This is a genomic window from Luteimonas sp. A611 (assembly GCF_054072715.1).
Window position 1 is genome coordinate 1,310,671 of sequence record NZ_JBSVRP010000001.1, and the last position, 26,100, is coordinate 1,336,770.

The following is a 26,100-nucleotide window of genomic DNA, read 5'->3' on the forward strand; positions in this document are numbered from 1 at the left end:
GTGCAGGCCTCAGTGCGCGGAGGAAGCGGCAGGCGCGGCGACCCGCCCTTCGCGGAACAGGAACAGGAAGGCCACCAGCACCACGAATGCGACCGCGGCCGGGAACAGCCAGATCCTCTCCCAGTCCGGGCCGGCGTCGGTGGTGTAGTACTCCACGACCGCGCCCGACAGGAGGGTGCCGATCAGCATGCCCACGCCATAGGTGGCCAGGGTGATGAAGCCCTGCGCGCTGCTGCGGAAGCCCGGTCCTGCATGGGCGTCGGTGTAGATCTGGCCGGTGACGAAGAAGAAGTCGTAGCAGATGCCGTGCAGCACGATGCCGATCACCAGCAGGGCGAAGCCCGCGTCCGCGTCGCCGAAGGCGAACATCACGTAGCGCAGCACCCACGCGGCCATGCCCACCGCCAGCATGACCTTCACCCCCAGGCGCACGAACAGGAACGGCATGGCCAGCATCAGCAGCACTTCGGACACCTGGCCCAGCGACTGCAGCCCGGCCGCGCGACGTACGCCCACGTCATTGAGGAAGGGGTTGGTGAAGTTGTAGTAGAACGACAGCGGGATGCAGATCGCGATCGAGGCCAGGAAGAACACCAAGTAGGCGCGCGACCTGAGCAGGTGCAGCGCCGCATCCAGCCCCAGGATCTCGCCCAGCTTCGCATCGCGCTCGCGCGCCAGTGGTGGCGTGTGTGGCAGGGTGAGCGCGTACAGGCCCAGCACCGCCGAGGCGATGGCGGCCATCCTGAAGGTCAGGTCCAGGCGCTGGGTCTGCTCCCAGCCCAGCCAGCCGATCAGCACGCCCGCAATGATCCAGCCGATGCTGCCGGCCACGCGCACCGGCGGGAACTGCTTCTCCGGTGACTGCATGTGCCGCATCGCGATGCTGGTGGCCAGCGCCAGCGTCGGCATGAACAGCAGCATGTAACCGAAGACGAACCCGGAGAACGCATTGAAGCTGGTAGCCGTCGACGCCCCCCACATCAGCGCCGCGCCGGCCAGGTGCAGCAGGGCCAGGATGCGCTGCGCGGCGAAGTAGCGATCGGCGATCAGCCCGACCAGGAACGGCGCGACGATCGCACCGACAGACTGGCTGAGGAAGGCCGTCGCCACCTGGCTTGCGCTGGCTTGCAGCGGCCCATTGACCAGGTACGTGCCCAGGGTCACGAACCACGCGCCCCAGATGAAGAACTGCAGGAACATCATCACGCCAAGGCGCGACATCGTGGACGTCATCACTTCTCCTCCCAGGTCGGTGTCCGGATCAAACGGTGTGGATTCACAACCCCAGCATGCCGCGCAGCTCTTGTGGGCTGGCGCCGCCGTCGGCAAAGTCGTCGAACGCGTGTTCGGTCACGCGGATCAGGTGCTCGCGGATGAAGGCCGCCCCCTCGCGCGCGCCGTCCTCCGGGTGCTTCAGGCAGCACTCCCACTCCACGACCGCCCAGCCCGGGAAGTCGTACTGGGCCAGCTTCGAGAAAATCGCCTTGAAGTCGATCTGGCCGTCGCCGAGCGAGCGGAACCTGCCCGGGCGGTCGATCCAGTCCTGGTAGCCGCCATACACGCCGCTGCGCGCATCGGCACGATACTCGGCGTCCTTGGCATGGAAGATGCCGATGCGCGCGTGGTAGCGGTCGATGAAGCCCAGGTAGTCCATCTGCTGCAGCAGCAGGTGGCTGGGGTCGTAGAGGATTTTCGCGCGCGGGTGGTGGTCGACGGCGTCGAGGAAGCGCTCGAAGGTCGCGCCATCGTGCAGGTCCTCGCCCGGATGGATCTCGTAGCACAGGTCGACGCCGCAGTCGTCGAAAGCATCGAGGATCGGGCGCCAGCGGCGGGCGAGTTCGGCGAAGGCCTCGTCGACCAGGCCGGGCGGGCGTTGTGGCCAGGGATAGAGATAGGGCCAGGCCAGCGCGCCGGAGAAGGTGGCGTGCGCCTTGAGGCCCAGGCGCTGGCTGGCCTGTGCCGCCAGCGTCAGCTGCTCGACGGCCCAGGCCTGCCGGCCCGCGGGATCGCCGCGCCTGTCCGGCGGCGCGAAGCCGTCGAACATCGCGTCGTAGGCCGGGTGCACGGCCACCAGCTGTCCCTGCAGATGGGTGGACAGTTCGGTGATCCGGATCCCGTGGTCGGCCAGCATGCCGGCCAGATCGTCGCAGTAGGCCTGGCTTTGCGCAGCCTGGGCGAGATCGAAGATGTGCGGCGCGCTGGTCGGCACCTGGACGCCGCGATAGCCGAGGCCCGCGGCCCACTGGGCCAGGGTATCCAGGCGATTGAACGGAGCCTCGTCGCCGATGAACTGGGCCAGGAACAGCGCCGGGCCCTGGAGTGTCCGCATGCCGAGCCACCTGATGCAATCGATTGCATTCGATCCTAGCATGCGATGATCGGGGCACGCGTTGTGCACTGCATCGGGCGCATCCGGGACGGGGACATGGCCACCATCTACGACATCGCCAGGTACGTCGGCGTCTCGGCAGGCACCGTGTCCCGCGCGCTCTCGCGGCCCGAAAAGGTCCTGCCGGACACGCGCAAGCGCATCGAGCAGGCTGCCGCCGTGCTGGGCTACGTGCCCAATGCGGTGGCCCGGACGCTCAAGACCCAGCGCAGCGGCAAGATCCTGATCACGGTCCCGGACATCGGCAACCCGTTCTTTGCCCAGGTCCTCAAGGGTGCGGAGGACGCCGCGCAGGCGGCTGGCTACGCGGTCTTGCTCGGCGATACCGAGCACCAGGCGGAGCGGGAGGAGCGCTACGCGCAGATGCTGCCGCGCAACCAGGCCGACGGCATGATCGTCCTCGGGCATCGGCTTCCGCCGACCGCGCGGGAGATCGTCAGGCGGCTCGGCGCGACGGCGCCGGTGGTCAATGGATGCGAGTTCGATCCGACGCTGGGGATTCCCAGCGTCCACATCGACAACGCGGCCGCGTCGCGCACGGCGATGGAGCACCTGTATGCGCTGGGGCACGCGCGGATCGCCGTGGTCGGCGGTCCGCCCGACAATCCGCTGCATCGCCAGCGCCTGGAAGGCGCCAGGGCCGCGGCCCTGGCGCACGGCCGCCTGGAGTTGCTGATGCCGGTGCCGGGGGACTTCACGGTGGAATCCGGCTACGTGGCCGCGACGCGGTTTCTGGGCCAGGCGCCCGCGCCCACCGCCGCATTCTGTTTCAGCGACCAGATGGCGCTGGGGGTGCTCGCGGCCTGCAGGGACCTGGGCATCCGGGTGCCGGAGGATTTCTCGGTGGTCGGTTTCGACGACCTGGCATCCTCGCGCTATCTGAGCCCGCCGCTGACGACCATCAGTCAGCCCATGCGGGAGATCGGCGTCCGCGCGGCCAGGCTCCTGCTTGCCATCATCGAGTCCGTGGACGTGCCGCATCAGCAGACCTTGGACTTCAGCCTGATGCTGCGCGGGTCCACCGCCGCGCCGCCGCATGGACGCGTCTGACGCATGGTGATGGTGCAAGGGTAGCCGCGAGGCTCGGGGGCCGCCCCCCCCCAGAACTTTCCCGCAGCGCGGGGGCGAGCAGCAGGGGCGTGGGCGCCGGATGCCGTGCTCCCTTCCCGCCGGCGGAAAGGATCGATGCGCCCATGGACCCGCAGGAACGGGGGCGAGCGCGCTCCGCGCAGCTAAACTGGCCGTTTCCCGCAAGCCGCCGAGCAAGCCGTGACCCTCGCTTCTACCCGCACGATCAAGCAGGACGACCTGATCCAGTCGATCGCCGACGCCCTCCAGTACATCAGCTATTACCACCCGGTCGACTACATCCGGAACCTGTCCGCCGCCTACGAGCGCGAGGAATCCCCCGCGGCCAAGGACGCGATTGCCCAGATCCTGATCAACTCGCGCATGTGCGCCGAAGGGCACCGCCCGCTCTGCCAGGACACCGGCATCGTCACCGTGTTCCTGGAAGTGGGCATGGATGTGCGCTGGGAGGGCTTCAGCGGCTCGCTGGAGGATGCGGTCAACGAGGGTGTGCGCCGTGCCTACCGCCATCCGGACAACAAGCTGCGCGCCAGCGTGCTGGCCGATCCGGCCGGCAAGCGCCAGAACACGAAGGACAACACCCCGGCCGTGGTGAACATGAAGATCGTCGCCGGCGACAAGGTCGACGTGATCGTGGCGGCCAAGGGCGGCGGCTCCGAGGCCAAGTCGAAGTTCGCCATGCTCAATCCGTCGGATTCGGTCGTGGACTGGGTGCTGAAGACCGTGCCGACCATGGGCGCCGGCTGGTGCCCGCCGGGCATGCTCGGCATCGGCATCGGCGGCACCGCCGAGAAGGCGATGCTGCTGGCCAAGGAGTCGCTGATGGAGCCGATCGACATCCAGGACCTGATCGCGCGCGGCCCCTCCAACCGCGCCGAGGAGCTGCGGCTGGAGCTGTACGAAAAGGTGAACGCGCTGGGCATCGGCGCGCAGGGCCTGGGCGGCCTGACCACGGTGCTCGACATCAAGGTCAAGGATTACCCGACCCACGCGGCCAACCTGCCGGTGGCGATGATCCCCAACTGCGCCGCCACGCGCCACGCGCATTTCACCCTCGACGGCAGCGGCGCGGTCGCACTGGATCCGCCGTCGCTCGAAGACTGGCCCAAGCTCACCTACAACCCGCAGAACGCGCGCCGCGTGGATCTGGATACGGTCACCCGCGAAGACGTCGCCACCTTCAAGCCCGGCGAAGTGCTGCTGCTCAACGGCAGGATGCTGACCGGCCGCGATGCCGCGCACAAGCGCATGGTCGACATGCTCGACAAGGGCGAGAAGCTGCCGGTCGATCTCCGCGGCCGATTCATCTACTACGTCGGCCCGGTTGATCCGGTGCGCGACGAGGTGGTGGGCCCGGCCGGCCCGACCACGGCAACGCGCATGGACAAGTTCACCGAGCAGGTGCTCAGCCAGACCGGCCTGCTGGGCATGATCGGCAAGGCCGAGCGCGGCCCGGTGGCGCTGGAGGCAATCCGCAAGCACAGGTCGGTCTACCTGATGGCGGTCGGCGGTTCGGCCTACCTGGTGTCCAAGGCGATCAAGGCCGCGAGGGTGGTCGGCTTCGAGGACCTGGGCATGGAGGCGATCTACGAGTTCGAGGTCAAGGACATGCCGGTGACCGTCGCGGTCGATTCGACCGGCGAGTCGGTGCACCAGACCGGCCCGAGGCAGTGGCAGGCCCGGATCGGCAAGATCCCGGTGGTCGAGGTCGCCTGAGACGCGTCGCGTGCCGCGTGTCGGGCGACAGGACATACTCGCCTCCCGCATCCTCAGGTCCGCGCCATGGCTGTCGTCCTTTACGGGTCCAGGAGCACGGCCTCCCTGGTCGTGCATTGGCTGCTCATCGAACTGGGCATCGCGCACGAGCTGCGCATGCTCGATTTCGGCCGACGCGAGCACAAGTCCGCCGACTACCTGGCGCTGAATCCGCAGGGTCGCGTGCCGACCCTGGTGATCGACGGCCAGGTGCTGACCGAGTCCGCCGCGATCGCCATGCACCTGGCCGACCTGCATCCGGACGGCGGCCTGGCACCCGAACCGGGCACGCCGCAGCGCGCGGCGTACTACCGCTGGATGTTCTTCTGCGCCTACAGCCTGATGCCGGCGTACCGGCGCTGGTTCTACCCCGACGAGCCGGCGGGGCAAGGACAGGTCCCCGAGGTACAGGCGCGCGCGCTGGCGGAGCTGGAAGCCGCCTGGCAGCAGGTCGAGGATCACCTGCGCCTCGGTGGCCCCTACCTGCTTGGCGCGCAACGCAGTGCAGCCGACTTCGTGCTGACCATGCTGATGCGCTGGTCGCGCAACATGCCGCGGCCCACGGATAGCTGGCCGGCGCTGGTCGCGCATGCGGCGCGCATGAAGGCGCTGCCGTCGTTTGTAGAGGTCTGCCGGCGCGAGGGCCTGACCGACTGGACCTGAGGTCGCGCGCCGTCTAGACCTGCGAGCGCACTGGACGCAGCAGCTTCTCGACCAGCTTGTGGCGCAGCGGCCGGCGCTCCCACATGGCGTAGTCGTACTCGATCGTCTGTTCGAGATCGCGCTCGAAGGCTTCCGTCATGCACGCCGCGAACGCCGTGTCATAGACGTTGAGGCTGGCCTCATCGTTGAGGCGGAACGAGCGGATGTCGAAATTGGTCGAGCCCACCGACACCAGCTCGCCATCCACCACCAGCAGCTTCACGTGGATCATCGTCGGCTGGTACTCGTGGATCTGCACGCCGCCCGCCAGCAGCTCGCCCCACGAGGCCCTGGAGGAATGGCGCACCGTTTCCGAGTCGATGTGCTTGCCCGGCAGCAGCACCCGCACGCGTACCCCGCGTTCGCGCGCGCCCAGCAGCGCGCTGGCGATCAGCGGATCGGGGACGAAATAGGCCGCGCACAGGTCGATGCTGTGGCAGGCCGCGGAGATCGAGGTCAGGTACATCATGTGCATGCTCTCGCTGCCGCCAGCGGGCGATGCGACGAACAGGTGCGCATCGACGTCCCCTGCCGGCTCGATCGCGGGGAAATAGTCCACCCCGTTGAGCAGTTCGCCGGTGGTCTTGATCCAGTTGTCGTTGAAGGCCGCCTGCATCTGCGCCACCACCGGGCCTTCGACCCGGAAATGGGTCTCGCGCCAGTGCTCCGGATCCTGCGCGTGGCCGGTCCACTGGTCGGCGATGCCCACGCCGCCGGTGAAGCCGATCCGCCCGTCCACCACCAGCAGCTTGCGATGGGTACGGTTGTTCATGCGGCCCAGGTTGTACCAGCGCAGTGGCCGGTAGCGCTCCAGGCGCACGCCGGCGCCCTGCATGAGTTCCAGCAGCTCGTCGTCCATCTTCAGGCTGCCCGCCCAGTCCACTACCAGATGCACCGGAACGCCGGCGCTGGCGCGCTCGCACAGGGCATCGGCGACCTTGCGGCCGATCTCGCCCGACCAGTAGATGTAGGTCTCCATGGTGATGTTGCTGCGCGCGCCGCGGATGGCCTCGATCATCGCGGGGAAGATCTCGTCGCCGTTGTGGAAGGCCTGCACGCGGTTGCCGCCGATGATCGCCGGGCCCAGCAGGACAGACATCTCGCGCCTGAACTGCGGATCAGCCACGCCGTGGCGATGCTCGACCTTCTTCTGGATCTTCTTCTCGGGCGTGGCGAAGTTCATCGCCACCACGGCGGCCACGATCGTGGCCACGATTGTCAACGCGATCATCCAGTTCATGCGGCGGCTCCGGAAAAGCGTATGCCAGGGTATCGGGCTGCGTCGGTGCACTGGTCCGTGGCGGCCACGGCGCGGGCGACCCGGCTGGTCTTGGTCAATTCCCGCGCGGGGCGAACCACTCCTGCAGCGAGATGCCCAGGCCCACGTAGCTGGCCTTGTGGTTGTAGTCGATCAGGCTCTCGCCATAGCCGTGGAAGACCTGCAGGCGGCCGCGCATCGGCAGCGACTCGTGGATCGGAAAACCCCAGTCGAACTGCAGCGCGCCGCGTGAGCGGTCGCCGCCGCGCAGCGAATGCCTGGCCATCAGCGAGAATTCGTTGCGGCCGCGCAGGTAGGTCAGGGTCGCGTCGCCGCGACCGACGTAGTCCTCGATGTCGGGGTTGTCGTCGTCGCTGCCGTCGCCCACGCGGATCCAGGGCCGCAGCATCAGCGCCCAGTTGTCGCGGTCAAGGCCGATGTTGAAGATCACCCGGTTCCAGCTGCGCGACAGCGGATCGCCGCGGCCGTTGGACTGGTGGTTGATCCCGACCGCGGCCATGCGCCCCTTCCAGTCGCCGATGCTGTAGCCGTTGCGGAATACCAGCAGCACTTCGGGCTCGTAGTTGGTTTCGCGGAACGGGCGCGACTCCTCGGTGTTGTAGACCTGCCAGCGCGAGCTCTGGGTGTAGCCCATCCAGATGTCGCCGTTGTCGCCGAACAGGTTCTCCACCGCCTTGGTCTTGAAGCTGAGCTGGAACTTGGTCTCCAGCGCGTCCAGGTCCGTCGGCGAGGTGGCGGTGTTATCCGGATTGGCCGAGGACGGCATGTCGTTGACGTCCGAGGTCCAGAACATCGGCATCAGGTAGACCGGCTTGTAGACGCGGAAATTGAAGATGCCGAGCTTGGAGTCGCGCGCCAGCTCCCAGCGACTGTCGAGCAGCGAACCGCGGCCGGCGTTGGCCAGCGCGGCGACGGCTCGCGTTTCATGCGCGAACAGGCTGCCATCCGCATCGTGTTCGCGATCGGCCGCGTCCGGCGCGGCGTCCAGCGCTTGTCTCGCCCTGACTGCGGTCTGGTCGGCCTCCAGGGGATCCGCCGTGCTGCGCCCGGCCAAGGCGTCGTAGCAGGCCAGGCGCGCCGCGTCGACCTGCAGCGCAGCGCAGGCCTCCAGCGAGCTGGGTGTCTGCGCCAGGCAGGGGGCGCTCGCCATGGCGAGTGCGGCGAGTAGTGCGTCACGCAGGTGATTGCGGGTCATGGTGGGCAGGTGGCGGTTCGAGGAGGTTGGTGTCGGCCGCGGCGGCTTCCTGCGCGCGCGCCAGCTGGCGGTCGATGTCGCGGTTGACCGACGTGTCGGTCTCGGTGCCGTGGACCGGCTCGGGCTGCGTCGCGGGTGCTTCGTCGGCGGGCTGGTGTGCGGTGAGGATGTGATGGGTGGAGCGCGGCGGTTCGATGCCTTGTCGCGCGAAGGCGGCCTTGACCAGGCGGATGGACTCGCTGCGCACCTTGCCCAGGTCGCTTTCGCGCTGGTCGACCCAGCCGAAGAAGCGCAGCACGATGCCGGCCGTGCCGTACTCGTGGACAGTCCACGAGGGGCCGGGGTCCAGCAGCAGGCCTTCGACCCCGCAGATCTCCTCCAGCGCCAGCGACTGCGCAGTCCTGATCGACTGGCTGACGTCGATCGGAATGGTGAAGTCGAAGCGGCGATTGGGATTGCGCGAATAGTTGAGGATGATCGCCTTGAACACCAGCGCATTTGGCAGGCGCAGCTCGTTGCCTTCCAGCGTCATCAGCACGGTGGTGCGCGAATGCAGCGACACCACCTTGCCCTCGTTGCCGTCGACCACCACGTGGTCTCCCGGCGAGAACGGCTGGCGCAGGCTCAGCAGGATCCCGGCGACATAGTTCTCGGCGATGTCCTTGAACGCGAAGCCGAGCACCAGGCCGACCACGCCGGCAGAACCCAGCACCGCGGTGACCAGCGCAGTGGCATTGAGCAGGTTGAGCGCGATCACCACGCCGAACAGGATGATCACCACGCGCACCACGTTGCGGATCAACCCGTTCATGTAGGGGTTGTCGGTGCGCAATCGCAGCAGGTGCAGGCGCCGGGAGATGAAGCCGGCAAGCCAGGTGGAAAACAGCACGATCGCCAGCGCAACCGCCAGCAGCGGCAGCCAGGCAAGGAAGTCGCCCAGGCCGGCGCCGAGCTTGTCGAAGGCGTAATCGAAGCGGCCGCGGATGTCGGTTTGCGGCGGCGGAAGCGTCGTCGGTCCCGCCGACGGATCCTGCCCATCTCCCGCCTCGCTGGACGCGTTCGTTGCTGGAGCGGCAACGGGCTGCGGCGCCGTAACGGCCTGCATCGCTGCGACCGGCGCGGATATCGCAGCGAGCAGCAGCAGCGGCAGCAGCAAGTATCCGAACCTGCGCCGGGGGCGCGACGGTGATGCGAGCATGCGGAAGGATCGTGGTGAAAGCGGCAGTCTATCGTCGCGATGGCAAGGCGGCGTCAATCGGTCCACCAGGCCAGGGCGAAGACGCCGATCATCGCGAACGCCAGCGTGAGCTTGAGCACGATCCCGACGAAGATCCCGAACCATGTGCCGATGCCGACCTTGGTGGCGCGCCCCAGGTCGGTATGCGCCAAGCCGCGCCGGTCGATGAGTTCACCGATCACGGCGCCGACGAAGGGGCCGGCGAACACGCCGACCAGGCCGAAGAACAGCCCCACCACCGTTCCCACCAGCGCGCCGATCACCGCCAGCCGGCTGGCGCCGACGCGCCTGGCGCCCGCCGCCGAAGCAAGGAAGTCCACCCCGATCGAAACCAGGGTGAGTATCGCCAGTACGAGGATCGTCCATCCGCCGATCAGCTCGAACCCGCCGGCCCACGCGGCCAGCAGCATCCCGGCGAAGACCAGCGGCAGCCCGGGCAACGCCGGCAGCACCGTGCCGGCGATGCCGACCAGCACCAGCAGCAGGGCAAGGGCGTAGTAGATCGATTGCGCTTCCATGGACGCTCCGGAATCGGCGGGACGCCGCCGTCCGGGCATTCTGGCAAAAAGCGGGCGTCTGCGCGGGCGGCATGTCGACCGGAGACAGGAATCCGGACCCTGCGTCATGTCGACGGGAGAGAGAAATCCGAGCTCTGCGTCATGATACAGACGGGCATCCGGGTCGGTCCTGGACGCATGCGTTCAATGCGCACCTTGGTCCTGACGACGCAAGCGTGGCGGCTACCAGCCTTGGGCAGTCTTAAGCTCCGACACGTTCCCCGCGATTTGCTCAGCTGTGCGCCCGGCATCGGCATCAATGGCGGTGCGAAGTTCCCTCACGCCGGCGATGCCAGCGGAGATCGCCGCCGAGCCAGCGACCGCGGTGCCAAATGCCGCCCCGGGGAGTCTGGAGCCAGTGGCCACCGTCTCGAATTGTTGTACTGGCTTCCACCCCTCCGCAGTCACTTGGAAGACCCGGACCCGCGTGCGCAACTCGCTCGCCCCCATGCCAAATCCGATCACGAACCGCCGCGCTCGCGATCCCGTGTCGATGCGCACGAAGTCGCCCTCGATCACCAGATCGTTCATCTCGGGCTGGGCGGCACCGGCGACGCGCTCGGCGGGGAGACCGAGCGAACGGATACCCTCGACCAGCCTGGTCGCGAGGCTGTCCGCCACCGCCTCGGCGAGCAGGTCGGGCTGTTCTTGCGTCAATACCGCGTGCTCTCCCTCCTGGCGAGGTGAAAAGAGCATCTGGACATCGGTCGGGCCGGTGGTGAAATCGTATATGACGATCCGCGCAGGCCGCGGCAGCGCGAGCGAATGATCCGCCTGCACGTTCTTGACGCGAGCCCCAGCGCACCCGACACAGACCACCGCGATCGCGACGAACCACAGCGCCACCACGACACGTCGATTCGCTGACAGCCCCATGTGGCCTGCAGGCGTCGCTACCTTTACAACGGCGGACTTGATTCCCTGTGCCATGTCGGTTCTTCCTGGGTGACCTAGTTAATGAGCCGCGTGTCTGCTTACTTCGGCGACGGGTACCTCGGGGTCGGGTACCTCGGAGTCAGAAACGAAATACCGGCGCCTGCGTCGAACGCTCACCGCGGGAATCGGCCTTCACCGTCACTTTGCGCGATTCACCAGGTTTCCAAAGTTTCAGACACGCGATCGAAGTCGCCGCAAATTGCCAAGCCGCAGATTCGGATGCTTAACCCTGGCGGGTAAAAACGGTGTGAAGCGCCTCGTCAAGATGCGAGCGCTTCTATCGAGTCAAGGAACATGTCCCGGTCAAGGCTGTCATTGCTTACCTGGAGGCAAGTTTCTGACAGCGACCGTGCGTGCACTGGACGGACCACAGTGCCGTATCCAGACGGTCCAGCTGAAGAGGGACGGCCTCTCTCTTTCACTTGAGTGCCGTAACATCGCTTGTGAGGATTGAGGAGGTCGCCGTGCGTGGAGCCGTCGCGTTTGCGCTATGCCTGCTGCCCACTGCGTGCGCGCAATTGCCGCCGCGCGGCGAACTTCCGGAGGAATTCGCGCCTGCGCCGGCAACCGACGGTGCGATCGCCGAGCGGGTCGTCCCGATGGAGGCACGCCATCCCGGCCAGTCCGGCTTCCGCCTGGTCGCCACCGGTTCCGAGGCCTATGCCCTGCGCGCGTACAGCGCGCAGGCTGCGACTACCAGCCTCGATATCCAGGCCTACATCTGGAATGCGGACCTGACCGGCAAGCTGCTGGCCAGGCAGGCGCTGCTGGCGGCCGACCGCGGCGTCCGCGTCCGCATCCTGGTGGACGACTTCCCGGCGCGTGCGAATGACGCTGGATTCGCCGCGCTCGACGCGCACCCCGATCTCGAGGTGCGGATATACAATCCGCTGGTCAGCCGCAGCGGACTGGCGCGCAAGGCAGGAGAGTTCGCCACCGACTTTCGCCGCCTCAACCACCGCATGCACAACAAGAGCTGGATCGCCGACAACCGCATCGCACTGGTCGGCGGGCGCAACCTCGGCGACGAGTACTTCGACGCGAGACCGGTGGGCAACTTTATCGATCTTGACATGTTGATGGTGGGGCCCGTGGTGCGGGAAGTGAGCGCCACGTTCGACCGGTTCTGGAACTCGCCCTCCAGTTTCCCGATCGCGCAACTCTCGTCGCGGGCCGTTTCGCCCGAGGCATTGCGGCGGTTGCGCGGCGTGCTCGACGACAGCCAGGCCGAGCTCAGGGCCAGCGACTTCGCGCAAGTGCTGCGCGAGGATCCGCAGGTGCAGGCGCTGCTTGCCGGCGAGACCTACCTGCGATGGCATTCCGCCTGGCGCTTCGTCAGCGACGATCCGCTGAAGAAGCGGCTGGACATGGCCGATCGATCCGAGGTGCTGCGCGTGCTGTTGCCCGCTGTGCGTCAGGCGCAGCGGAATCTGCGCATCCTTACGCCCTACTTCGTACCCGCTGCAAGCGGCACCGCGGAGCTGGTCGCCGCCGCGCAACGCGGCCCGGAGGTGCAGGTCCTCACCAACTCGCTCGCCGCCACCGACGTGGCTATCGTGCACGGCGGCTACATGCGATCGCGACGCCCGCTGCTGCGCGGCGGGGTGCAACTGTGGGAGCTCAGGCCGGTCGGCACGTCCGATCCCGGATACAGCCTGATGGGCTTGTCGGGCGCCAGCCTGCATACCAAGGCGATGATCGTCGACGACCAGCAGATCTTCGTCGGTTCCTACAACCTCGATCCGCGCTCGAAGTCGCTGAACACCGAACAGGGCATCCTGGTGGCCGATCCCGTGCTGGCCGCAGAACTGACGCGTCTGTTCGACGCGAAGCTGCAGGGCGAGCGCGCCTGGAAGGTCACGCTGCACGGCAACCGCCTGCGCTGGAGCGACGGGTACCACGTCTGGACGCGCGATCCGCAAGCGGATGTGTCGCGACGAATTCTGGCCTGGCTGGCGAGTGTGCTGCCGATCGAATCGCAACTCTGAGGCCGCCGGATCACGCGCCGTCTTCAGACGGATGTCTGGTCAAAGCGCGCTTCTTCACGTCCAATCTCCTCGCTTTGGGGAATTGGACTCCAGGTCGCCACGCTACTCAAAACCGGAGGGGACGTGGCGCTGATGAGCGGGCCGACCCCGGCACAGAGCCCGAAGATCCAAGGGCGCACGAACAAGTTCGCGGACAAGGGTTCAACCCGGACTCGCGCCGCCAACCTTATGGTTCGAGGCTGTTCTTGTAGATCCCGCCATCCTTCATGATGACCAGGAAGTTCTTCTTGGGGTCTTCGATCAGCTTGAGGTTTTCCAGCGGGTTGCCCTCAACCAGCAACAGGTCCGCCAAGGCGCCTTCTTCCACCACCCCCAGCTTGCCGGGATAGGGATCGCGCGGGCCCGACAATTTCAGCAGTTCGGCATTGGTGGCGGTGAGCATGGTCATCACCTCCGGTGCGCTGTACCACTTGCCCATCCTGGTCAGAACCGCTCCTTGCCCGGCTGCATCGGCCGCCGAGAACAGGATGTCGGTTCCGATGGCCATCTTGAATCCGTATTGTTTCGCCAGTTCCACGGTCCGTTCGGTCCCGGAGACCACCTGCGCCAGCCGAGCGCGATTGGCGGGCGCCATCTGCGCACCGGGGGTGAGGTCGGTGAAGGGCTGGAAGCTCAGCCAGACGCCTTTGTCGGCCATCAGCCTGGCGGTCTCCTCATCCATCAGGTGGCCATGTTCGATGACCTTGACGCCCGCAGCGATCGAACGTTGCATCGCCGCCGGTGTGTAAGCGTGCGTGGCGACGTAGGTGCCCCAGTTCTCGGCGGCCTGTACCGCGGTTCTCAACTCGTCTTCGTTGAATGTGGACACGTCCAACGGGCTGTGCGGCGATGCCACGCCACCGCCGGCCGTCAGCTTGATCTGCGAGGCGCCGAGTGTCAGCTGTTCGCGCGCACGCACCCGCACCTCGTCGGGCGAATCGGCCACCATGACGCCGCCCGTGAGTTCCATGGGCGACAAAGGTCCGCCGAGCTGCCGTGGCAACTCGCTGAGACTGCGGAAATCGCCGTGACCACCGGTGATGGTGATGATGGCGCCGGAGGGATAGATGCGCGGGCCGACCACTTGCCCGGCGTCGATGGTCCGCTTGAGCGCGAACGAAGGCCCACCAAGATCGCGCACGGTGGTGAAGCCACGCATCAGCGTGGCTTCGGCCTCTACGTTGGCCAGTCGGGTCATGCTGTCCACGTCGAACTTCATCAGCTCCTGCATCGAGATACTTGCCAACATGACGTGCCAGTGGTTGTCGATCAGGCCGGGCATCAGCGTGCGCCCGTTGCCGTCGATGACGGTGACGCCTTCACCGGGCGGGACGTTGATCGCCTCGGCCGAGATGCTTTCGATCACATTGCCGCGCACCAGCACGTTGCGCGACTCCGAGAGCGTGCTGCTCTTGCCGTCGAACACCCGTACGTTCTGGAACAGGGTGACGGGCACGACTTGTTTCCCGGCAGCGGCCGCAGCGGGAGCAGCGGGAGCAGTGGGAGCAGTGGGAGCAGTGGCCTCGGCCGCTGCTGCAGGTGGCGCGGTCGCGCTGGCCGGCCCGTCGCCCGGATCATCAGGGCGGTTGCAGGCGGTGCAAAGCACGAGCCCAATCAGTGCCGGGATCGCGAGACTGGCAAAGACGTTCCGCATGGTGTTCCCCAATTGAGTCGGAGAGCGGGCTCGACTTCACCCCTGGCGGGTTTGACGATGAAACAGCGGAAGTTAAAAGTGGGTGATGATTGAGTGAAACCGACGAGGACTCAGCTGCACTACCGCTACGCTTGGCGAATCTGTCTTCTAAACGAACAACGTGCCGGGTGGCGCGCGCTTGCTGTGCTTCGGATTTCCATATCGCGGCGGAAGCCGCTCCTACAGCGGAAATCCCGGGATAACGGGTTCGTATTCGCTCCTTCGCTCCGAAACAGCGGCACGGCATCGGCACAGAAGCACCGGCACCGTGACTTCAATCGGGACGTGGGACCGCCGCGTCAGCTCGCGGAATAAGCGACGCCCGCATATGCGGGCGTCGACAGGAAGCTGCAATCAGTCGGCAGGAGCGGCAGGTCAAGCGACCGGGAGCTGCAATCAATACACCCAGGCGCGCCCGTTCTGCACGCGGACATATGAACCCTCGCGGATTCCGGCGAGGTCGGCCTGCTGCACCGAGGTGGTGCGGCCGTCGTCCATGCGGACGTGGACGGTATAGCCGCTGCGGTTGGATTCGACGCGGTTCTGGATCGCGTTGCCGGCCACGGCGCCACCGGCGGCGCCCGCAGCGATCGCGACGTTGCGGCGACCATCGCTGTCGGTGTTGCGGCGCGCCAGTTCCTTGGCCGCGACTGCGCCGACGATGCCGCCCAGCACCGGGCCGGCGACGTTGCTGCCACCGTCCCCCGATGCGCCCTGGATCGACACCACCGTGCCGCAGTCGAAGCAGCGACCGGACGGCGGCGCCGTGGAGTTGGAGCCGTAGCCGGAGCCGTAGCCGGGCGAAGTGCTGGCACAGCCGGCCAGTGCGAGCGTGGCGATCGTGGCGACACAGGTCATGCACATGCGAATGTTCATCGGGGCTCCTCGAGCTCAGGGGACTAGCGACACCGCAGCGTTGCGCGGCACGGTCCGGATACTGGAAGCAGCGGGGTGAACATCACGGCAATACGCACGCAGGCCGAGGCACGCGTGCCGGGACGATGCAGTCGCGGTTCAGCCGCGCGGCGTGCGCGACCGCCCTCTCAGCGGAAGTCCTGGTGGCAGGCCTTGCACGCGTCGCCGATGCTGGCGGCGGCGCGCTGCACGCCCTCGCAGCCCACGGCCGGTGCGGCCAATGCCGCGTCGAGCGTGCCGCGGAACTGGGCCGCATGCTGGACGAAGCGCTGATCGTCGCGCAGTTCGGGGAAGGCGCGCTCGAAATCGTTGCCGAGGCTGCGCAGAGACTGCAGGTGGGGCAGGGTGTCGGTCGGACTGCAGCGGTTGGCGACGGCGTTGTCGCGCATCTGTGCGGTCTGCGCGGACAGTACATGCATCAGCGCTTCGGGATAGTGGTCGCGCCAGGTTTTGCGCGACTCCAGCGTGCGCAGCAGCATCACCACCACCACCACGCCGATCACCAGCCCGAGCAGGAACACGAACAGGTAGCGCGAAGCGGCGGACGGCGGCTTGCGTGCGGGGCTGGGCCCGGAAGTCGGCGTGGCTGACATGGCGTTGGCTGCGTGGCTTGGCGTGGCCGGCGACGATACCACGCACCGCCCCGTTAGACTTGTCGCCATGGACGACACGGTTTGGAGCGAACGGTTTGCCGGCATCGACCGCCTGTACGGGCGGGGCGCGGTCGAACGCCTGCGCGGACGGCGCGTGGCCGTCGTCGGTCTCGGTGGTGTCGGGTCCTGGGTGGTCGAGGCGCTCGCGCGCAGTGCGGTCGGCCACATCACGATGATCGATGCCGATGACCTGTGCCTGTCCAACACCAACCGGCAGCTGCCGGCCCTGGCCGGCGAGTACGGACGCAACAAGGCCGAGGCGATGGCCGCACGCTGCCGCGCGATCAGCCCGGAGATCTCGCTCGATGCGGTGCAGATGTTCCTCACGCCCGGCAATCTCGCCGAACTGCTCGACCGCGGCTTCGACCTGGTGGTCGATGCCTGCGACAGCTTCCGAAGCAAGGTCGAACTGATCGCCTGGTGCCGGCGCCGCAAGCTGCCGGTGATCACGGTGGGGGCCGCCGGCGGCCGCACCGATGCCACGCAGGTACGCGTGCGCGACCTCTCGCGCACCGAGCACGACGCGATGCTGGCGCTGATCCGCAAGAAGCTGCGGGTCGAGTTCAACTTCCCGAAGAATCGCGACCGTTACTTCGGCGTGCCGGCGATCTACTCGTTGGAGAACGTGAAGTATCCGCAGCCCGACGGCAGCGTCTGCGGCCTGCGTCCCGCCGCGGGACCCGACGCCGCGCTCAAGCTCGACTGCGGCGCGGGCCTGGGCGCGGCCACCCATATCACCGGCGCCTTCGCCTTTGCCGCGGCGGGCAAGGCGCTCGAGATCCTGCTCAAGCAGCAGACAAAGCCCTGAACCCGACCGTTCGGTGCGCGAACGAGTCCTAGGTGGACGGCAGGGCGAACAGCCTGCGCGCGTTCGCCGTGGTCGCCGTGGCGATCTGCGCCGGATCGACATCGCGCAGGCGCGCGATCACGTCCAGCACGGTCACCAGCTTCGCCGGCTCGTTGCGCTGGCCGCGATTGTCGGCATCCGGCTGGTCGGGTGCATCCGTTTCCAGCAGCAGGTACTCCAGCGGCATCGACGCGGCCAGACGCCGCAGGCGCCGCGCGCGCTCGTAGGTGACCGGGCCGCCCAGGCCGAGCATGAAGCCGAGCTTCCACAGTTGCCGCGCCTGCTCCTCGCTGCCGGAGTAGCTGTGCACCACCCCGCGCAGCCCGCCAACCCGCCGCAGCGCCGCGATCACCGCGTCCACCGCGCGTCGCGCGTGCACGATCACCGGCAGGTCGTACTCGCGCGCCAGCCGCAGTTGGCCTTCGAACCAGTGCTGCTGGGCGTCGCGATCCAGATCCTCGATGAAATGGTCCAGCCCGCATTCGCCAACCGCGACCGGGCGCTCGCTCTCCAGCCATTGGCGCAGGCGCTCAAGGTCGCCGGCCCGATGTCGGTCGAGGAACACCGGATGCATGCCGTAGGCCGGGTACAGCCCGGGCGCCGACCTGCAGACCTCGCGCAGCCCGGACCAGGCGTCCGCATGGGTGGCCGGCACGACCTGCAGCTGCACGCCGGCGGCACGGGCGCGGGCGATGACCGCATCGCGGTCGGCGTCGAATTCGCCGGCGTCCAGATGGCAATGGCTGTCGGCCAGCAGCATCGGCTTGCGTCGCCGCCGATCAGCGGTGGCGTACGTCGCCGTCGATCGGACGCTCGCGAGGCGCCTTGCGATGCTTCCAGTTCGCCAGCAGCAGGGTGCCCAGGCCCAGCACGATCTCGTCGATGAAGGGGATCGGGTCGAACGGCAACAGCACGCTGATCGCGAACGCGAAAGCGGTAACCTTGAACAAGGTGGGGTAGCGCAGTCCGCGCGCCCAGTTGAGCAGCGGCAGCAGCAGGGGATTGGCCATTGCGGTGTGCACCCGGCGGGAGTGGCGACCGGGTCACGCTATCACGGCGGGCTGAAGGCGGAATTCATGGCGCTGTCAGTCTTCCGGAACTTTTCGAGCCCGCGTTCAGCTTGGTAGTGCTGCAATCGGACCGCACATGCAGTGGGCGTCGACCCCGAAGGAGAGCATCATGAAAAGCAATACCCTGGCCGTGGCACTGGCGGCCCTGCTGGTGGGCGGCGTCGCCATCGGCGCCTACCACAACAGCCGCGATACGGACCCGACTGCCGCCGCTGGCGCCGCTGGCGAAGAAGATGCACGGGGACTCGACTATGCCGAGGTCATCGGCGTGACGCCGGTGACCGAGAAGGCGGAGCTGTTCGCCACCGTGATCGGTTCCGAAGCGGTGCGCGAGACGACCACATCGTCCTCGCCGCGACAGGTCTGCAACGACGTCGTGGTGCAGGAACGCCTGCCCGAGCGCGACGGCAATGTCGGCGGCACGGTGGCCGGCGCGGTGATCGGCGGACTGGTCGGCAACCAGGTGGGCGGCGGCAACGGCCGCAAGCTGGCGACGGCCGCGGGCGCGACCGCGGGCGGCGTGATCGGGAACCGCGTGGACCGCAACCACGTCGGTGGCCGAGTGGTCGAGCGGGTGGACCGCCAGTGCCGGACCGTGCAGGACACCTCGCAGTCCTCGCAGGTCGTCGCCTGGAACGTGACCTACCGCAACCCGGACGGCACCACCGGCACGATGCGCACCGGCGACAAGCCCGGCGACCGCATCTCGCTGGGCACCGAGGACCAGACCATCGCCTACGACGTGACCTATCGCTACGACGGCAGCCAGCAGACCGTGCGCCTGCAGGATGATCCGGGCGATCGCCTGCCGGTGATCGATGGCGAGGTCATGGCGCGCGTGGCCGGGTCGGCGGTCCCGGATCGCGGCTGACCTGAGCCAGCGTTACCCGAACGGGCCGGCATTTGCCGGCCCGTTTGCGTTGGGGCCCACGGCTGGGACCCACGGCGCGGTCCCGACCGTACAATATGAAACTACTCCCGCCCCGAGCTGCGCGATGGCCCTGCACCCCTGCGACCTGTACGACGTCCGTTCCCTGCTCAGCGACGAGGAGCGCGCGGTCCAGGACAGCGTGGCCCGTTTCACCGACGAGCGCGTGCTGCCGATCATCGGCGATTGCTTCGACCAGGGCCGCTTCCCGGTCGAACTGGTCCCGGAGATTGCAAGTCTGGGCCTGCTGGGCGCGACCCTGCCGGCGGAGTACGGCGGTTCCGGACTCAACTACGTCAGCTACGGCCTGATCTGCCAGGAGCTCGAGCGCGGTGATTCCGGCCTGCGCAGCTTCGCCAGCGTGCAGTCGTCGCTGTGCATGTACCCGATCTTCGCCTACGGCACCGAGGAGCAGAAGCAACGCTGGCTGCCCGACATGGCGGCGGGCAAGGTGATCGGCTGCTTCGGCCTGACCGAGGCGCACGGCGGCTCCGACCCGGCCAATATGAAGACGCACGCGAAGCGCGACGGCGACGACTGGCTGATCAACGGCTCCAAGATGTGGATCACCAACGGCAACCTGGCCGACATCGCCATCGTCTGGGCGCAGACCGACGACGGCATCCAGGGCTTCGTGGTGGAGAAGGACTTCGCCGGCTTCAAGGCGCAGGAGGTCAAGCACAAGATGAGCCTGCGCGCGTCGGTGACCAGCGCGCTGTTCTTCGACAACGTGCGGGTGCCGGAAGCCAATCGCCTGCCGAACGTCAAGGGACTCAAGGGCCCGCTGGGCTGCCTGACCCAGGCCCGCTACGGCATCACCTGGGGCCCGATCGGCGCGGCGGTCGCATGCCTTGATGAAGCGCTCAACTATTCGAAGCAACGCATCCTGTTCGGCCGCCCGGTGGCGGCGACGCAGAGCGCGCAGATCAAGATGGCCGACTGGGCGCGCCGCATCACCGGTGCGCAGTTGCTGAGCCTGCAGCTCGGGCGCCTGAAGGATGCGGGCAAGATGCAGCCCACGCAGGTGTCGCTGGCCAAGTGGAACAACTGCCGCATGGCCATCGACATCGCGCGCGAGGCGCGCGACCTGCTCGGCGGCGCCGGCATCACCACCGAGCACTGCCCCATCCGCCACGCGCTCAATCTGGAATCGGTCATCACCTACGAGGGCACGGAAACCGTCCACCAGCTGGTGGTCGGGCGTGAGCTGACAGGCATCAACGCGTTCTGATCGCCGCGTGCACCCCGGACGCATGATCCGGGATCCGGCGGTTGGCGCTGCATTTGCGGGACTTCGTCATGTTGCAATCGGGCCCAGGAGACCTTGGCATGTCGCTTCCGGATATCCGCATCGAAACCGAACGCCTGCTCCTGCGGCTGCCGCAGGCCGGCGATTTCGACCGCTTCGCCGAGGTGCTGGCCGACGAGGATGCGGCGCGCTGGATCGGCGGCCACTTGCCGCGGGCAGCGGCCTGGCGCAAGTTCCTGCAGCAGCCGGGCGCGTGGCTGATCCAGGGCTTTGGCATGTTCTCCTTCATCGACCGCGACAGCGGCCGCTGGCTCGGCCAGGGCGGGCCCTGGAAGCCGGACGGTTGGCCGGGCAACGAGATCGGCTACATGCTCCATCCCGACGCCTGGGGCAGGGGCTACGCGACCGAGGCCCTGCCGGCGACCATCGACTGGGCACTGGCCCACCTCGGCTGGGACGACTTCATCCACTGCATCGCGCCGGAGAACGCCGCCTCGCAGAAGGTCGCGCAGCGCCTGGGTTCGCGCCTGCGCGGACCGGGTGCGCTGCCGCCGCCCCACCAGGACGCCGCCAACGACATCTGGGGCCAGACGCGCGAGCAATGGCTGCGCAACCGGGAGAAGGCGGCATGACCACCGTCCATGGCGTCTCCTGGTCGGGAAACTGCCACAAGCTGCGCCTGCTGCTCGAGCAACTGGGCCGGCCCTACCGTTGGATCGAGGTCGACATCCTCGCCGGTGCCACCCGCAGCCCCGATTACCTGGCGAAGAATCCCAACGGCAAGGTGCCGATGCTGGAGCTCGACGACGGCCGCATCCTGGTCGAGTCGAACGCGATCCTGTGCTGGCTGGCCGAAGGCACGCCCTACCTGCCGGCCGATCCCTGGCAGCGGGCGCAGGCACTGAGCTGGATGTTCTTCGAGCAGTACAGCCACGAGCCCTGCATCGCCGTGGCCCGCTTCATCTGCGGCTGGACGCCGCCCGACTCGCCGCGCCGCGCGGAGCTGCCGCGCCTGCGCGAGCGCGGTCACCTCGCGCTGGCGGTGATGGAGCGGCGCCTGGACGCGCACCCGTGGTTCACCGGTCCGGACTACGGCATCGCCGACATCGCGCTGGTCGCCTATACCGCGGTGGCGGCCGACGGCGGTTTCGACCTGTCGGGCTACCCGGCGCTGCGGGACTGGCTGGCGCGGGTGCGTGCAACGCCGGGTTTTGTCGCGATGCCTGCGCCGTCGGCCCAGGCAAGCGAGTGGATCGCGCAATCGAACCGCAGAGGCTGACGCCGCTGCAATGACGGCGGGCCTGCCCGCGATGGAATGAGTTTTCGCATGTTCGCCACTGTTCCCAATCCCATCCCGTCGCGCATGAAGGGCCTCAACCGCGCCGAGATCTGCGACCTCAACTTCCAGGAGTTCGTGCGCGGCTGGGACGGCCACGTCGACGCGAAGCCGGCCGACGGCGAGGCTGTCCTCGACGGTAGCGCCCTGGATGCGCGCGGCTTCCGCGAGCTGTTCGAATCGCAGCTGACCAGCCGCCATCTCGACCTGATGGCGCGCGTGCTGCGCGTGCAGGACAAGGTCTTCTACACCATCGGTTCCAGCGGCCACGAAGGCAACGCGATGGTCGCGCGGCTCACGCGCCATACCGATCCGGCGTTCCTGCACTACCGCAGCGGCGCCTTCATGGCCGAGCGCTTCCGCAAGCTGCCGGGCATGGATCCGGTGATGGATTCGGCGCTGTCGTTCGCAGCCTCGAAGGACGACCCCGCCAGCGGCGGCCGCCACAAGGTCTGGGGCAGCAGGCCGCTGTGGGTGCTGCCGCAGACGTCCACCATCGCATCGCACCTGCCCAAGGCCTTCGGCACTGCGGTGGCGATCGAGCAGGCGCGTCGCATCGGACATGCGCTACCGATTCCCGACGACAGCATCGCGATCTGCTCCTTCGGCGATGCCTCGAGCAACCACGCCACCGCACAGACGGCGTTCAACGCGGCGGCCTGGACGGCCTACCAGAAACTGCCGGCGCCGGTGCTGTTCGTCTGCGAGGACAATGGCATCGGCATCTCGGTCAGGACGCCGGACGGCTGGGTGGCGCGCAACTTCCGCCATCGACCCGACCTCGACTATTTCCACGCCGACGGCCTCGACCTGGCCAATGGCTACGGCGACGTGCAGCGCGCCGTCGAACACTGCCGGCGCACGCGGCGACCCACCTTCCTGCATCTGCGCACCACCCGGATCATGGGCCACGCCGGCACCGACTTCGAGATCGAGTGGCGCAGCATCGAGGAGCTGTGCGCGGTGGAGGCGAGCGACCCGCTGCTGCGTTCCGCTGCGATCGCGCTCGAATCAGGGCTGATGTCGAAGGACGAGGTGCTCGCGCTGTATGAGTCCACGCGCGTGAAGTGTTTCGCCGCCGCCGAAGATGCCGACCGTCGTCCGCGCCTGTCGACGCTGGAGGACGTGATGGCGCCGCTTGCGCCGCACACGCCAGACGCGGTGCAGGCCGAAGCCGCGCGTATTGCCGGCGGCGAGGCCCGCGCGAAGGCGTTTGGTGGCGAGGCGAAGCTTCCCGAAAGGCAGGGTCCCAAGCACCTGGCGGTGCAGATCAACGCAGCGCTGCACGACCTGTTCGCCAAATACCCCGAAGCGCTGCTGTTCGGCGAGGACGTGGCGCAGAAGGGCGGCGTGTACACGGTCACCAGGGGCCTGCAGAAGGCGTTCGGCCCGCGCCGCGTGTTCAACACCCTGCTCGACGAAACCATCATCCTTGGCCTGGCACAGGGCTTTGCCAACATGGGCATGTTGCCGCTGCCCGAGATCCAGTACCTGGCCTATTTCCACAATGCCTGCGACCAGATCCGCGGCGAGGCGGCCAGCCTGCAGTTCTTCAGCAACGGCCAGTACCGAAACCCGATGGTCATGCGCATCGCCTCGCTGGGCTACCAGCGCGGATTTGGCGGGCACTTCCACAACGACAACTCGATCACCGCGCTGCGCGACATCCCCGGGCTCGTGATCGGCTGTCCGAGCCGCGGCGATGACGCGGCCACCATGCTGCGCACGCTGATGGCGCTGGCGAAGGTGGACGGACGCGTCTGCGCCTTCCTGGAGCCGATCGCCCTGTACATGACCAAGGATCTGCACGCGGCCGGCGACGGCGGCTGGCTGACCGCGTATCCGCCGCCGCACCAGGCCATGCCGCTCGGCGAGGAGCGCGTATACGGCGCCGAAGCTGACGACCTGGTCGTTTTCACCTTCGGCAACGGCGTGCCGATGAGCCTGCGTGCCGCTCGCGCCATCGAAGCGGCACACGGCTGGAAGGTGCGCGTGGTCGACCTGCGCTGGCTGCTGCCGCTCAACGAAGCCGCCATCGCTCGCCATGCGCGTGATTGCGCCCGTATCCTGGTCGTCGACGAGGGCCGGCGCAGCGCCGGCGTGGGCGAGGGCATCATCACCGCGATCGTGGAGGCGGGCCTGGGCGCGAAGCCACTGCGGCGCGTGGTGGGGGCCGACACGTTCACCCCGCTGGCCGGGGCGGCGTTCCTGGTGATTCCGTCCGAGACGGAGATCGTGGCTGCTGCCGGCGCGCTGGCGGGCTAGCGCAGATCGCTCAGCGCGCCAGTCCATCCAGCAGCGGCAGCCGCCGGCACTCCATGCCGCCCACCAGGTATGCGCCGTCGCCGGCGTCCACCGGCAGCACGGCCAGTGCCTCGGCACCTGCGCTGCTGGCAATCCGGCCGGCAGCGCGGTCCGGGGCATCGACGGTGAAGACATCGCCAGCGGGGATGCCGGCCGCGGCACCCAGCCGCACCAGCCCGCGCTTGGCCTGGCCGAGGAAGTGTGTGCGCGCCACGATTTCCTGGCCGGGGTAGCAGCCCTTTTTGACGCTGTAGGCGCGCAGGCGATCCAGCGACAGCTGTTGCGGTGTCCACTGTTCGACCTGATCCGGCTCCAGCCGCGGCAGGCCGTGTGCGAGGTCGAGGGCGCGCCAGCGTGCGGCGGCCGCGGTGTCTTCGGGCGCCTGCGCGGTGCCCACCGCCAGGGTGCGCGCGCCGCCGGCTCCGCCCAGGTCCAGCTGCAGCGCCAGCGGGTCGGTCGTGCCGGCAAACGAGGCGTCGCGGGCCAGGTTCGGCGCTTCGAAGCGCCCGCTCACCTGCAGGTCCGCCTCGTGCGCGATCCGCAGCTTGCTGCGGAACACGAAGCGCGACAGCGCCGCCACGAACGCCGCCGGGTCGGAATCTGCCAGCAGCAGGTGCAGGTTGTCCGCGTCCTGCCGGAGCAGCGCGAACAGGGCAATCACGCGGCCCTTGGGCGTCAGCCAACCGTTCCACTGCCAGTGCCCGTCGGCCAGCGCGTCGACGTCGCCCATGAATTGCGCCTGCGCGAAACGGCGCGCATCCACGCCCTGGAGGCTGACCACGCTCCAGCCTGGAATGGCGAAAAATGTGCCAGTGTTGTTGTTTGGCTTGTCGGACATGGGGCGCGCGACTAAACTTTCATTCGTGAACGGTCAGGACATCTTAGGCGAACCAGACACCGACGGGTCTTCGGCAGCGACGCAACCTCCCGTTGCCGAGACGTCCCCGACCACGGTGCCGGCTTCGCCCGGGACATCCGAAGTCAACGGCCGCGATGGCCTCGACCCCACCCGGTACGGAGACTGGGAAAAGAACGGCCGCTGCATCGATTTCTGATTACCTGCGGGGCCGACGCCGGGTCGGTCACCCCGATCCAGCCACGCGGCCACGCCGCCAGCGAGGAGACCAGCCAGCGATGGCATACCGCAAACGCCCCACGTCGCCCTTCATGCTCGGGCAGACCTACCGTTTCCAGATCACCTCGCTGATGTCGATCCTGCATCGCATCACCGGCATCGCGCTGGCGCTGGGCGGCATTTCTCTGGTGTGGTGGCTGATGTCCATCGCCATCGGTGGCGATGCCTACGAGTTCGCGTCGCGCCAGTGGTCCTCGCCGCTGGGTCTGGCCTTCCTGTTCGGCTTCACGCTCGCGCTGGTCTACCACCTGCTCAACGGCATCCGCCACCTGTTGTGGGATGCGGGCTGGGGCTTCGAGATCCCGAAGGTCTACGCCTCGGGCTATGCGGTGTTCGCGGTTGGGGCCGTGCTCACCGGGCTGATCTGGTTCTTTGGCATGAGGGGAACGTCATGAGCGGTGGTGGAGAAACTTCGCGCGCGGAGCAGTTCCGCACGCCGCTCAAGCGCGCACGTGGGCTTGGCGCGGGCAAGTCCGGCACCGATCACTTCTGGACGCAGCGGGTCACCGCGATCGTCCTCGCGCCGCTGGCGATCTGGTTTGTCTGGACGCTGGTCACCCTGGTGGGCGCGGACCTGGAAACAGCCCGCGGCATCATCGCGCGGCCCTGGAACACCATCATCTTCGCGGTGTTCCTGGTCAGCATGTTCTGGCACGCCAAGCTTGGCCTGCAGATCGTGATCGAGGACTACGTGCATACGCGCTCGATCGAGATCACCGCGCATTTCCTCAACAACTTCCTTTGCGGGCTGGGCGCCATCGCGTCGCTGTATGCGATCGCCCGCATCGCCTTTGCCTCGTGAGC

Annotated in this window: 26 protein-coding genes; 13 read left to right on the forward strand and 13 right to left on the reverse strand. The window is 67.7% G+C overall.

The genetic code is table 11. The annotated features are described in order from the left end of the window. Nucleotides 1–9: 9 nt before the first annotated feature. Complete coding sequence (locus tag ACW5EG_RS05845) at nucleotides 10–1,233, reverse strand: MFS transporter (protein ID WP_457021056.1); 1,224 nt, start codon at nucleotides 1,231–1,233, stop codon at nucleotides 10–12. Nucleotides 1,234–1,276: 43 nt separating this feature from the next. Further along, the gene (locus tag ACW5EG_RS05850) at nucleotides 1,277–2,329 is read right to left on the reverse strand and encodes a sugar phosphate isomerase/epimerase family protein (RefSeq protein ID WP_457017806.1); all 1,053 of its coding nucleotides are present in this window, start codon (nucleotides 2,327–2,329) and stop codon (nucleotides 1,277–1,279) included. Nucleotides 2,330–2,425: 96 nt separating this feature from the next. Between ACW5EG_RS05850 and ACW5EG_RS05855 the strand changes: the two genes are divergently transcribed. The 3 genes from ACW5EG_RS05855 to ACW5EG_RS05865 all read left to right on the forward strand — a co-directional run bounded on the left by ACW5EG_RS05855 (nucleotide 2,426) and on the right by ACW5EG_RS05865 (nucleotide 5,896). Then, nucleotides 2,426–3,439: a LacI family DNA-binding transcriptional regulator gene (locus ACW5EG_RS05855; protein ID WP_457021057.1), complete on the forward strand. Its 1,014-nt coding sequence runs from the start codon at nucleotides 2,426–2,428 to the stop codon at nucleotides 3,437–3,439. Nucleotides 3,440–3,658: 219 nt separating this feature from the next. Next, on the forward strand, nucleotides 3,659–5,194 hold the full coding sequence (locus ACW5EG_RS05860) for a fumarate hydratase (RefSeq protein ID WP_457017808.1): 1,536 nt from the start codon (nucleotides 3,659–3,661) through the stop codon (nucleotides 5,192–5,194). 66 nt (nucleotides 5,195–5,260) lie between these two features. After that, entirely contained in the window at nucleotides 5,261–5,896 is a 636-nt protein-coding gene (locus ACW5EG_RS05865; RefSeq protein WP_457017809.1) for a glutathione S-transferase family protein, read from the forward strand. A 13-nt stretch (nucleotides 5,897–5,909) separates the two neighbouring features. Here ACW5EG_RS05865 and ACW5EG_RS05870 read toward each other — a convergent pair whose 3' ends face one another. From ACW5EG_RS05870 to ACW5EG_RS05890, 5 genes are all read right to left on the reverse strand, one after another. Continuing rightward, nucleotides 5,910–7,175 carry a phospholipase D-like domain-containing protein gene (locus tag ACW5EG_RS05870; RefSeq protein WP_457021058.1) on the reverse strand — a complete coding sequence of 422 codons (1,266 nt, stop codon included), beginning with the start codon at nucleotides 7,173–7,175 and terminating at the stop codon, nucleotides 5,910–5,912. A gap of 94 nt (nucleotides 7,176–7,269) precedes the next feature. Then, nucleotides 7,270–8,409 carry a phospholipase A gene (locus ACW5EG_RS05875; protein WP_457017811.1) on the reverse strand — a complete coding sequence of 380 codons (1,140 nt, stop codon included), beginning with the start codon at nucleotides 8,407–8,409 and terminating at the stop codon, nucleotides 7,270–7,272. Continuing rightward, entirely contained in the window at nucleotides 8,387–9,565 is a 1,179-nt protein-coding gene (locus ACW5EG_RS05880; protein WP_457021059.1) for a mechanosensitive ion channel family protein, read from the reverse strand. Before ACW5EG_RS05880 ends, ACW5EG_RS05875 begins: the two co-directional genes overlap by 23 nt. 95 nt (nucleotides 9,566–9,660) lie before the next feature. Beyond that, the gene (locus ACW5EG_RS05885; RefSeq protein ID WP_457017814.1) at nucleotides 9,661–10,164 is read right to left on the reverse strand and encodes a DUF456 domain-containing protein; all 504 of its coding nucleotides are present in this window, start codon (nucleotides 10,162–10,164) and stop codon (nucleotides 9,661–9,663) included. A gap of 222 nt (nucleotides 10,165–10,386) precedes the next feature. Then, nucleotides 10,387–11,133, reverse strand: a complete 747-nt coding sequence (locus tag ACW5EG_RS05890; RefSeq protein ID WP_457017815.1) for a DUF4410 domain-containing protein — start codon at nucleotides 11,131–11,133, stop codon at nucleotides 10,387–10,389. A 470-nt stretch (nucleotides 11,134–11,603) separates the two neighbouring features. On the opposite strand from ACW5EG_RS05890, the gene ACW5EG_RS05895 reads away from it, so the two are divergent. Beyond that, a complete protein-coding gene (locus ACW5EG_RS05895; protein WP_457021060.1) occupies nucleotides 11,604–13,127 on the forward strand; it encodes a phospholipase D-like domain-containing protein in 1,524 nt (507 codons plus the stop codon). Between the two features lie 226 nt (nucleotides 13,128–13,353). Here ACW5EG_RS05895 and ACW5EG_RS05900 read toward each other — a convergent pair whose 3' ends face one another. From ACW5EG_RS05900 to ACW5EG_RS05910, 3 genes are all read right to left on the reverse strand, one after another. Beyond that, complete coding sequence (locus tag ACW5EG_RS05900; protein WP_457021061.1) at nucleotides 13,354–14,622, reverse strand: amidohydrolase family protein; 1,269 nt, start codon at nucleotides 14,620–14,622, stop codon at nucleotides 13,354–13,356. Between the two features lie 633 nt (nucleotides 14,623–15,255). After that, a complete protein-coding gene (locus ACW5EG_RS05905) occupies nucleotides 15,256–15,735 on the reverse strand; it encodes a glycine zipper 2TM domain-containing protein (RefSeq protein WP_457017818.1) in 480 nt (159 codons plus the stop codon). A gap of 167 nt (nucleotides 15,736–15,902) precedes the next feature. Beyond that, nucleotides 15,903–16,367 carry a hypothetical protein gene (locus ACW5EG_RS05910; RefSeq protein ID WP_457017819.1) on the reverse strand — a complete coding sequence of 155 codons (465 nt, stop codon included), beginning with the start codon at nucleotides 16,365–16,367 and terminating at the stop codon, nucleotides 15,903–15,905. 67 nt (nucleotides 16,368–16,434) lie between these two features. On the opposite strand from ACW5EG_RS05910, the gene ACW5EG_RS05915 reads away from it, so the two are divergent. Continuing rightward, the gene (locus ACW5EG_RS05915; RefSeq protein ID WP_457021062.1) at nucleotides 16,435–17,235 is read left to right on the forward strand and encodes a tRNA threonylcarbamoyladenosine dehydratase; all 801 of its coding nucleotides are present in this window, start codon (nucleotides 16,435–16,437) and stop codon (nucleotides 17,233–17,235) included. A gap of 28 nt (nucleotides 17,236–17,263) precedes the next feature. Here the strand turns inward: ACW5EG_RS05915 and ACW5EG_RS05920 are convergent, their stop codons facing one another. Both ACW5EG_RS05920 and ACW5EG_RS05925 read right to left on the reverse strand, forming a co-directional pair. Next, complete coding sequence (locus ACW5EG_RS05920; RefSeq protein ID WP_457021063.1) at nucleotides 17,264–18,034, reverse strand: TatD family hydrolase; 771 nt, start codon at nucleotides 18,032–18,034, stop codon at nucleotides 17,264–17,266. 19 nt (nucleotides 18,035–18,053) lie between these two features. Then, nucleotides 18,054–18,284: a DUF6116 family protein gene (locus ACW5EG_RS05925; protein WP_457017822.1), complete on the reverse strand. Its 231-nt coding sequence runs from the start codon at nucleotides 18,282–18,284 to the stop codon at nucleotides 18,054–18,056. 169 nt (nucleotides 18,285–18,453) lie between these two features. On the opposite strand from ACW5EG_RS05925, the gene ACW5EG_RS05930 reads away from it, so the two are divergent. The 5 genes from ACW5EG_RS05930 (at nucleotide 18,454) to ACW5EG_RS05950 (ending at nucleotide 24,122) form a co-directional block, all read left to right on the forward strand. Next, the gene (locus ACW5EG_RS05930; RefSeq protein WP_457021064.1) at nucleotides 18,454–19,215 is read left to right on the forward strand and encodes a glycine zipper 2TM domain-containing protein; all 762 of its coding nucleotides are present in this window, start codon (nucleotides 18,454–18,456) and stop codon (nucleotides 19,213–19,215) included. A 124-nt stretch (nucleotides 19,216–19,339) separates the two neighbouring features. Then, nucleotides 19,340–20,503: an acyl-CoA dehydrogenase family protein gene (locus ACW5EG_RS05935; protein ID WP_457017824.1), complete on the forward strand. Its 1,164-nt coding sequence runs from the start codon at nucleotides 19,340–19,342 to the stop codon at nucleotides 20,501–20,503. 98 nt (nucleotides 20,504–20,601) lie between these two features. Then, the gene (locus ACW5EG_RS05940; protein ID WP_457017825.1) at nucleotides 20,602–21,153 is read left to right on the forward strand and encodes a GNAT family N-acetyltransferase; all 552 of its coding nucleotides are present in this window, start codon (nucleotides 20,602–20,604) and stop codon (nucleotides 21,151–21,153) included. Beyond that, on the forward strand, nucleotides 21,150–21,800 hold the full coding sequence (locus tag ACW5EG_RS05945; protein ID WP_457021065.1) for a glutathione S-transferase family protein: 651 nt from the start codon (nucleotides 21,150–21,152) through the stop codon (nucleotides 21,798–21,800). Before ACW5EG_RS05940 ends, ACW5EG_RS05945 begins: the two co-directional genes overlap by 4 nt. A 48-nt stretch (nucleotides 21,801–21,848) precedes the next feature. Further along, nucleotides 21,849–24,122: a thiamine pyrophosphate-dependent enzyme gene (locus tag ACW5EG_RS05950; RefSeq protein WP_457021066.1), complete on the forward strand. Its 2,274-nt coding sequence runs from the start codon at nucleotides 21,849–21,851 to the stop codon at nucleotides 24,120–24,122. Nucleotides 24,123–24,132: 10 nt separating this feature from the next. Here the strand turns inward: ACW5EG_RS05950 and ygfZ are convergent, their stop codons facing one another. Continuing rightward, nucleotides 24,133–24,999 (reverse strand): CAF17-like 4Fe-4S cluster assembly/insertion protein YgfZ, encoded by an 867-nt coding sequence (gene ygfZ / locus ACW5EG_RS05955; protein ID WP_457021067.1) that lies wholly within the window; start codon nucleotides 24,997–24,999, stop codon nucleotides 24,133–24,135. Between ygfZ and ACW5EG_RS05960 the strand changes: the two genes are divergently transcribed. From ACW5EG_RS05960 to sdhD, 3 genes are all read left to right on the forward strand, one after another. Next, nucleotides 24,998–25,216: a DUF1674 domain-containing protein gene (locus ACW5EG_RS05960; protein WP_457017829.1), complete on the forward strand. Its 219-nt coding sequence runs from the start codon at nucleotides 24,998–25,000 to the stop codon at nucleotides 25,214–25,216. The genes ygfZ and ACW5EG_RS05960 overlap by 2 nt on opposite strands. 79 nt (nucleotides 25,217–25,295) lie before the next feature. Then, entirely contained in the window at nucleotides 25,296–25,691 is a 396-nt protein-coding gene (gene sdhC / locus ACW5EG_RS05965) for a succinate dehydrogenase, cytochrome b556 subunit (protein WP_457017830.1), read from the forward strand. Further along, nucleotides 25,688–26,098, forward strand: a complete 411-nt coding sequence (sdhD, locus tag ACW5EG_RS05970; protein ID WP_457017831.1) for a succinate dehydrogenase, hydrophobic membrane anchor protein — start codon at nucleotides 25,688–25,690, stop codon at nucleotides 26,096–26,098. Before sdhC ends, sdhD begins: the two co-directional genes overlap by 4 nt. Nucleotides 26,099–26,100: the final 2 nt, after the last annotated feature.

Bases quoted from the DNA above. Each gene is read 5' to 3' on its own strand.
- ACW5EG_RS05845 (WP_457021056.1), bottom strand. From the start codon at position 1,233: ATGACGTCCACGATGTCGCGCCTTGGCGTGATGATGTTCCTGCAGTTC.
- ACW5EG_RS05850 (WP_457017806.1), bottom strand. From the start codon at position 2,329: ATGCGGACACTCCAGGGCCCGGCGCTGTTCCTGGCCCAGTTCATCGGC.
- ACW5EG_RS05855 (WP_457021057.1), top strand. From the start codon at position 2,426: ATGGCCACCATCTACGACATCGCCAGGTACGTCGGCGTCTCGGCAGGC.
- ACW5EG_RS05865 (WP_457017809.1), top strand. From the start codon at position 5,261: ATGGCTGTCGTCCTTTACGGGTCCAGGAGCACGGCCTCCCTGGTCGTG.
- ACW5EG_RS05870 (WP_457021058.1), bottom strand. From the start codon at position 7,175: ATGAACTGGATGATCGCGTTGACAATCGTGGCCACGATCGTGGCCGCC.
- ACW5EG_RS05875 (WP_457017811.1), bottom strand. From the start codon at position 8,409: ATGACCCGCAATCACCTGCGTGACGCACTACTCGCCGCACTCGCCATG.
- ACW5EG_RS05885 (WP_457017814.1), bottom strand. From the start codon at position 10,164: ATGGAAGCGCAATCGATCTACTACGCCCTTGCCCTGCTGCTGGTGCTG.
- ACW5EG_RS05890 (WP_457017815.1), bottom strand. From the start codon at position 11,133: ATGGCACAGGGAATCAAGTCCGCCGTTGTAAAGGTAGCGACGCCTGCA.
- ACW5EG_RS05905 (WP_457017818.1), bottom strand. From the start codon at position 15,735: ATGAACATTCGCATGTGCATGACCTGTGTCGCCACGATCGCCACGCTC.
- ACW5EG_RS05910 (WP_457017819.1), bottom strand. From the start codon at position 16,367: ATGTCAGCCACGCCGACTTCCGGGCCCAGCCCCGCACGCAAGCCGCCG.
- ACW5EG_RS05915 (WP_457021062.1), top strand. From the start codon at position 16,435: ATGGACGACACGGTTTGGAGCGAACGGTTTGCCGGCATCGACCGCCTG.
- ACW5EG_RS05920 (WP_457021063.1), bottom strand. From the start codon at position 18,034: ATGCTGCTGGCCGACAGCCATTGCCATCTGGACGCCGGCGAATTCGAC.
- ACW5EG_RS05925 (WP_457017822.1), bottom strand. From the start codon at position 18,284: ATGGCCAATCCCCTGCTGCTGCCGCTGCTCAACTGGGCGCGCGGACTG.
- ACW5EG_RS05930 (WP_457021064.1), top strand. From the start codon at position 18,454: ATGAAAAGCAATACCCTGGCCGTGGCACTGGCGGCCCTGCTGGTGGGC.
- ACW5EG_RS05935 (WP_457017824.1), top strand. From the start codon at position 19,340: ATGGCCCTGCACCCCTGCGACCTGTACGACGTCCGTTCCCTGCTCAGC.
- ACW5EG_RS05940 (WP_457017825.1), top strand. From the start codon at position 20,602: ATGTCGCTTCCGGATATCCGCATCGAAACCGAACGCCTGCTCCTGCGG.
- ACW5EG_RS05945 (WP_457021065.1), top strand. From the start codon at position 21,150: ATGACCACCGTCCATGGCGTCTCCTGGTCGGGAAACTGCCACAAGCTG.
- ACW5EG_RS05950 (WP_457021066.1), top strand. From the start codon at position 21,849: ATGTTCGCCACTGTTCCCAATCCCATCCCGTCGCGCATGAAGGGCCTC.
- ACW5EG_RS05960 (WP_457017829.1), top strand. From the start codon at position 24,998: ATGGGGCGCGCGACTAAACTTTCATTCGTGAACGGTCAGGACATCTTA.
- ygfZ (WP_457021067.1), bottom strand. From the start codon at position 24,999: ATGTCCGACAAGCCAAACAACAACACTGGCACATTTTTCGCCATTCCA.
- sdhC (WP_457017830.1), top strand. From the start codon at position 25,296: ATGGCATACCGCAAACGCCCCACGTCGCCCTTCATGCTCGGGCAGACC.
- sdhD (WP_457017831.1), top strand. From the start codon at position 25,688: ATGAGCGGTGGTGGAGAAACTTCGCGCGCGGAGCAGTTCCGCACGCCG.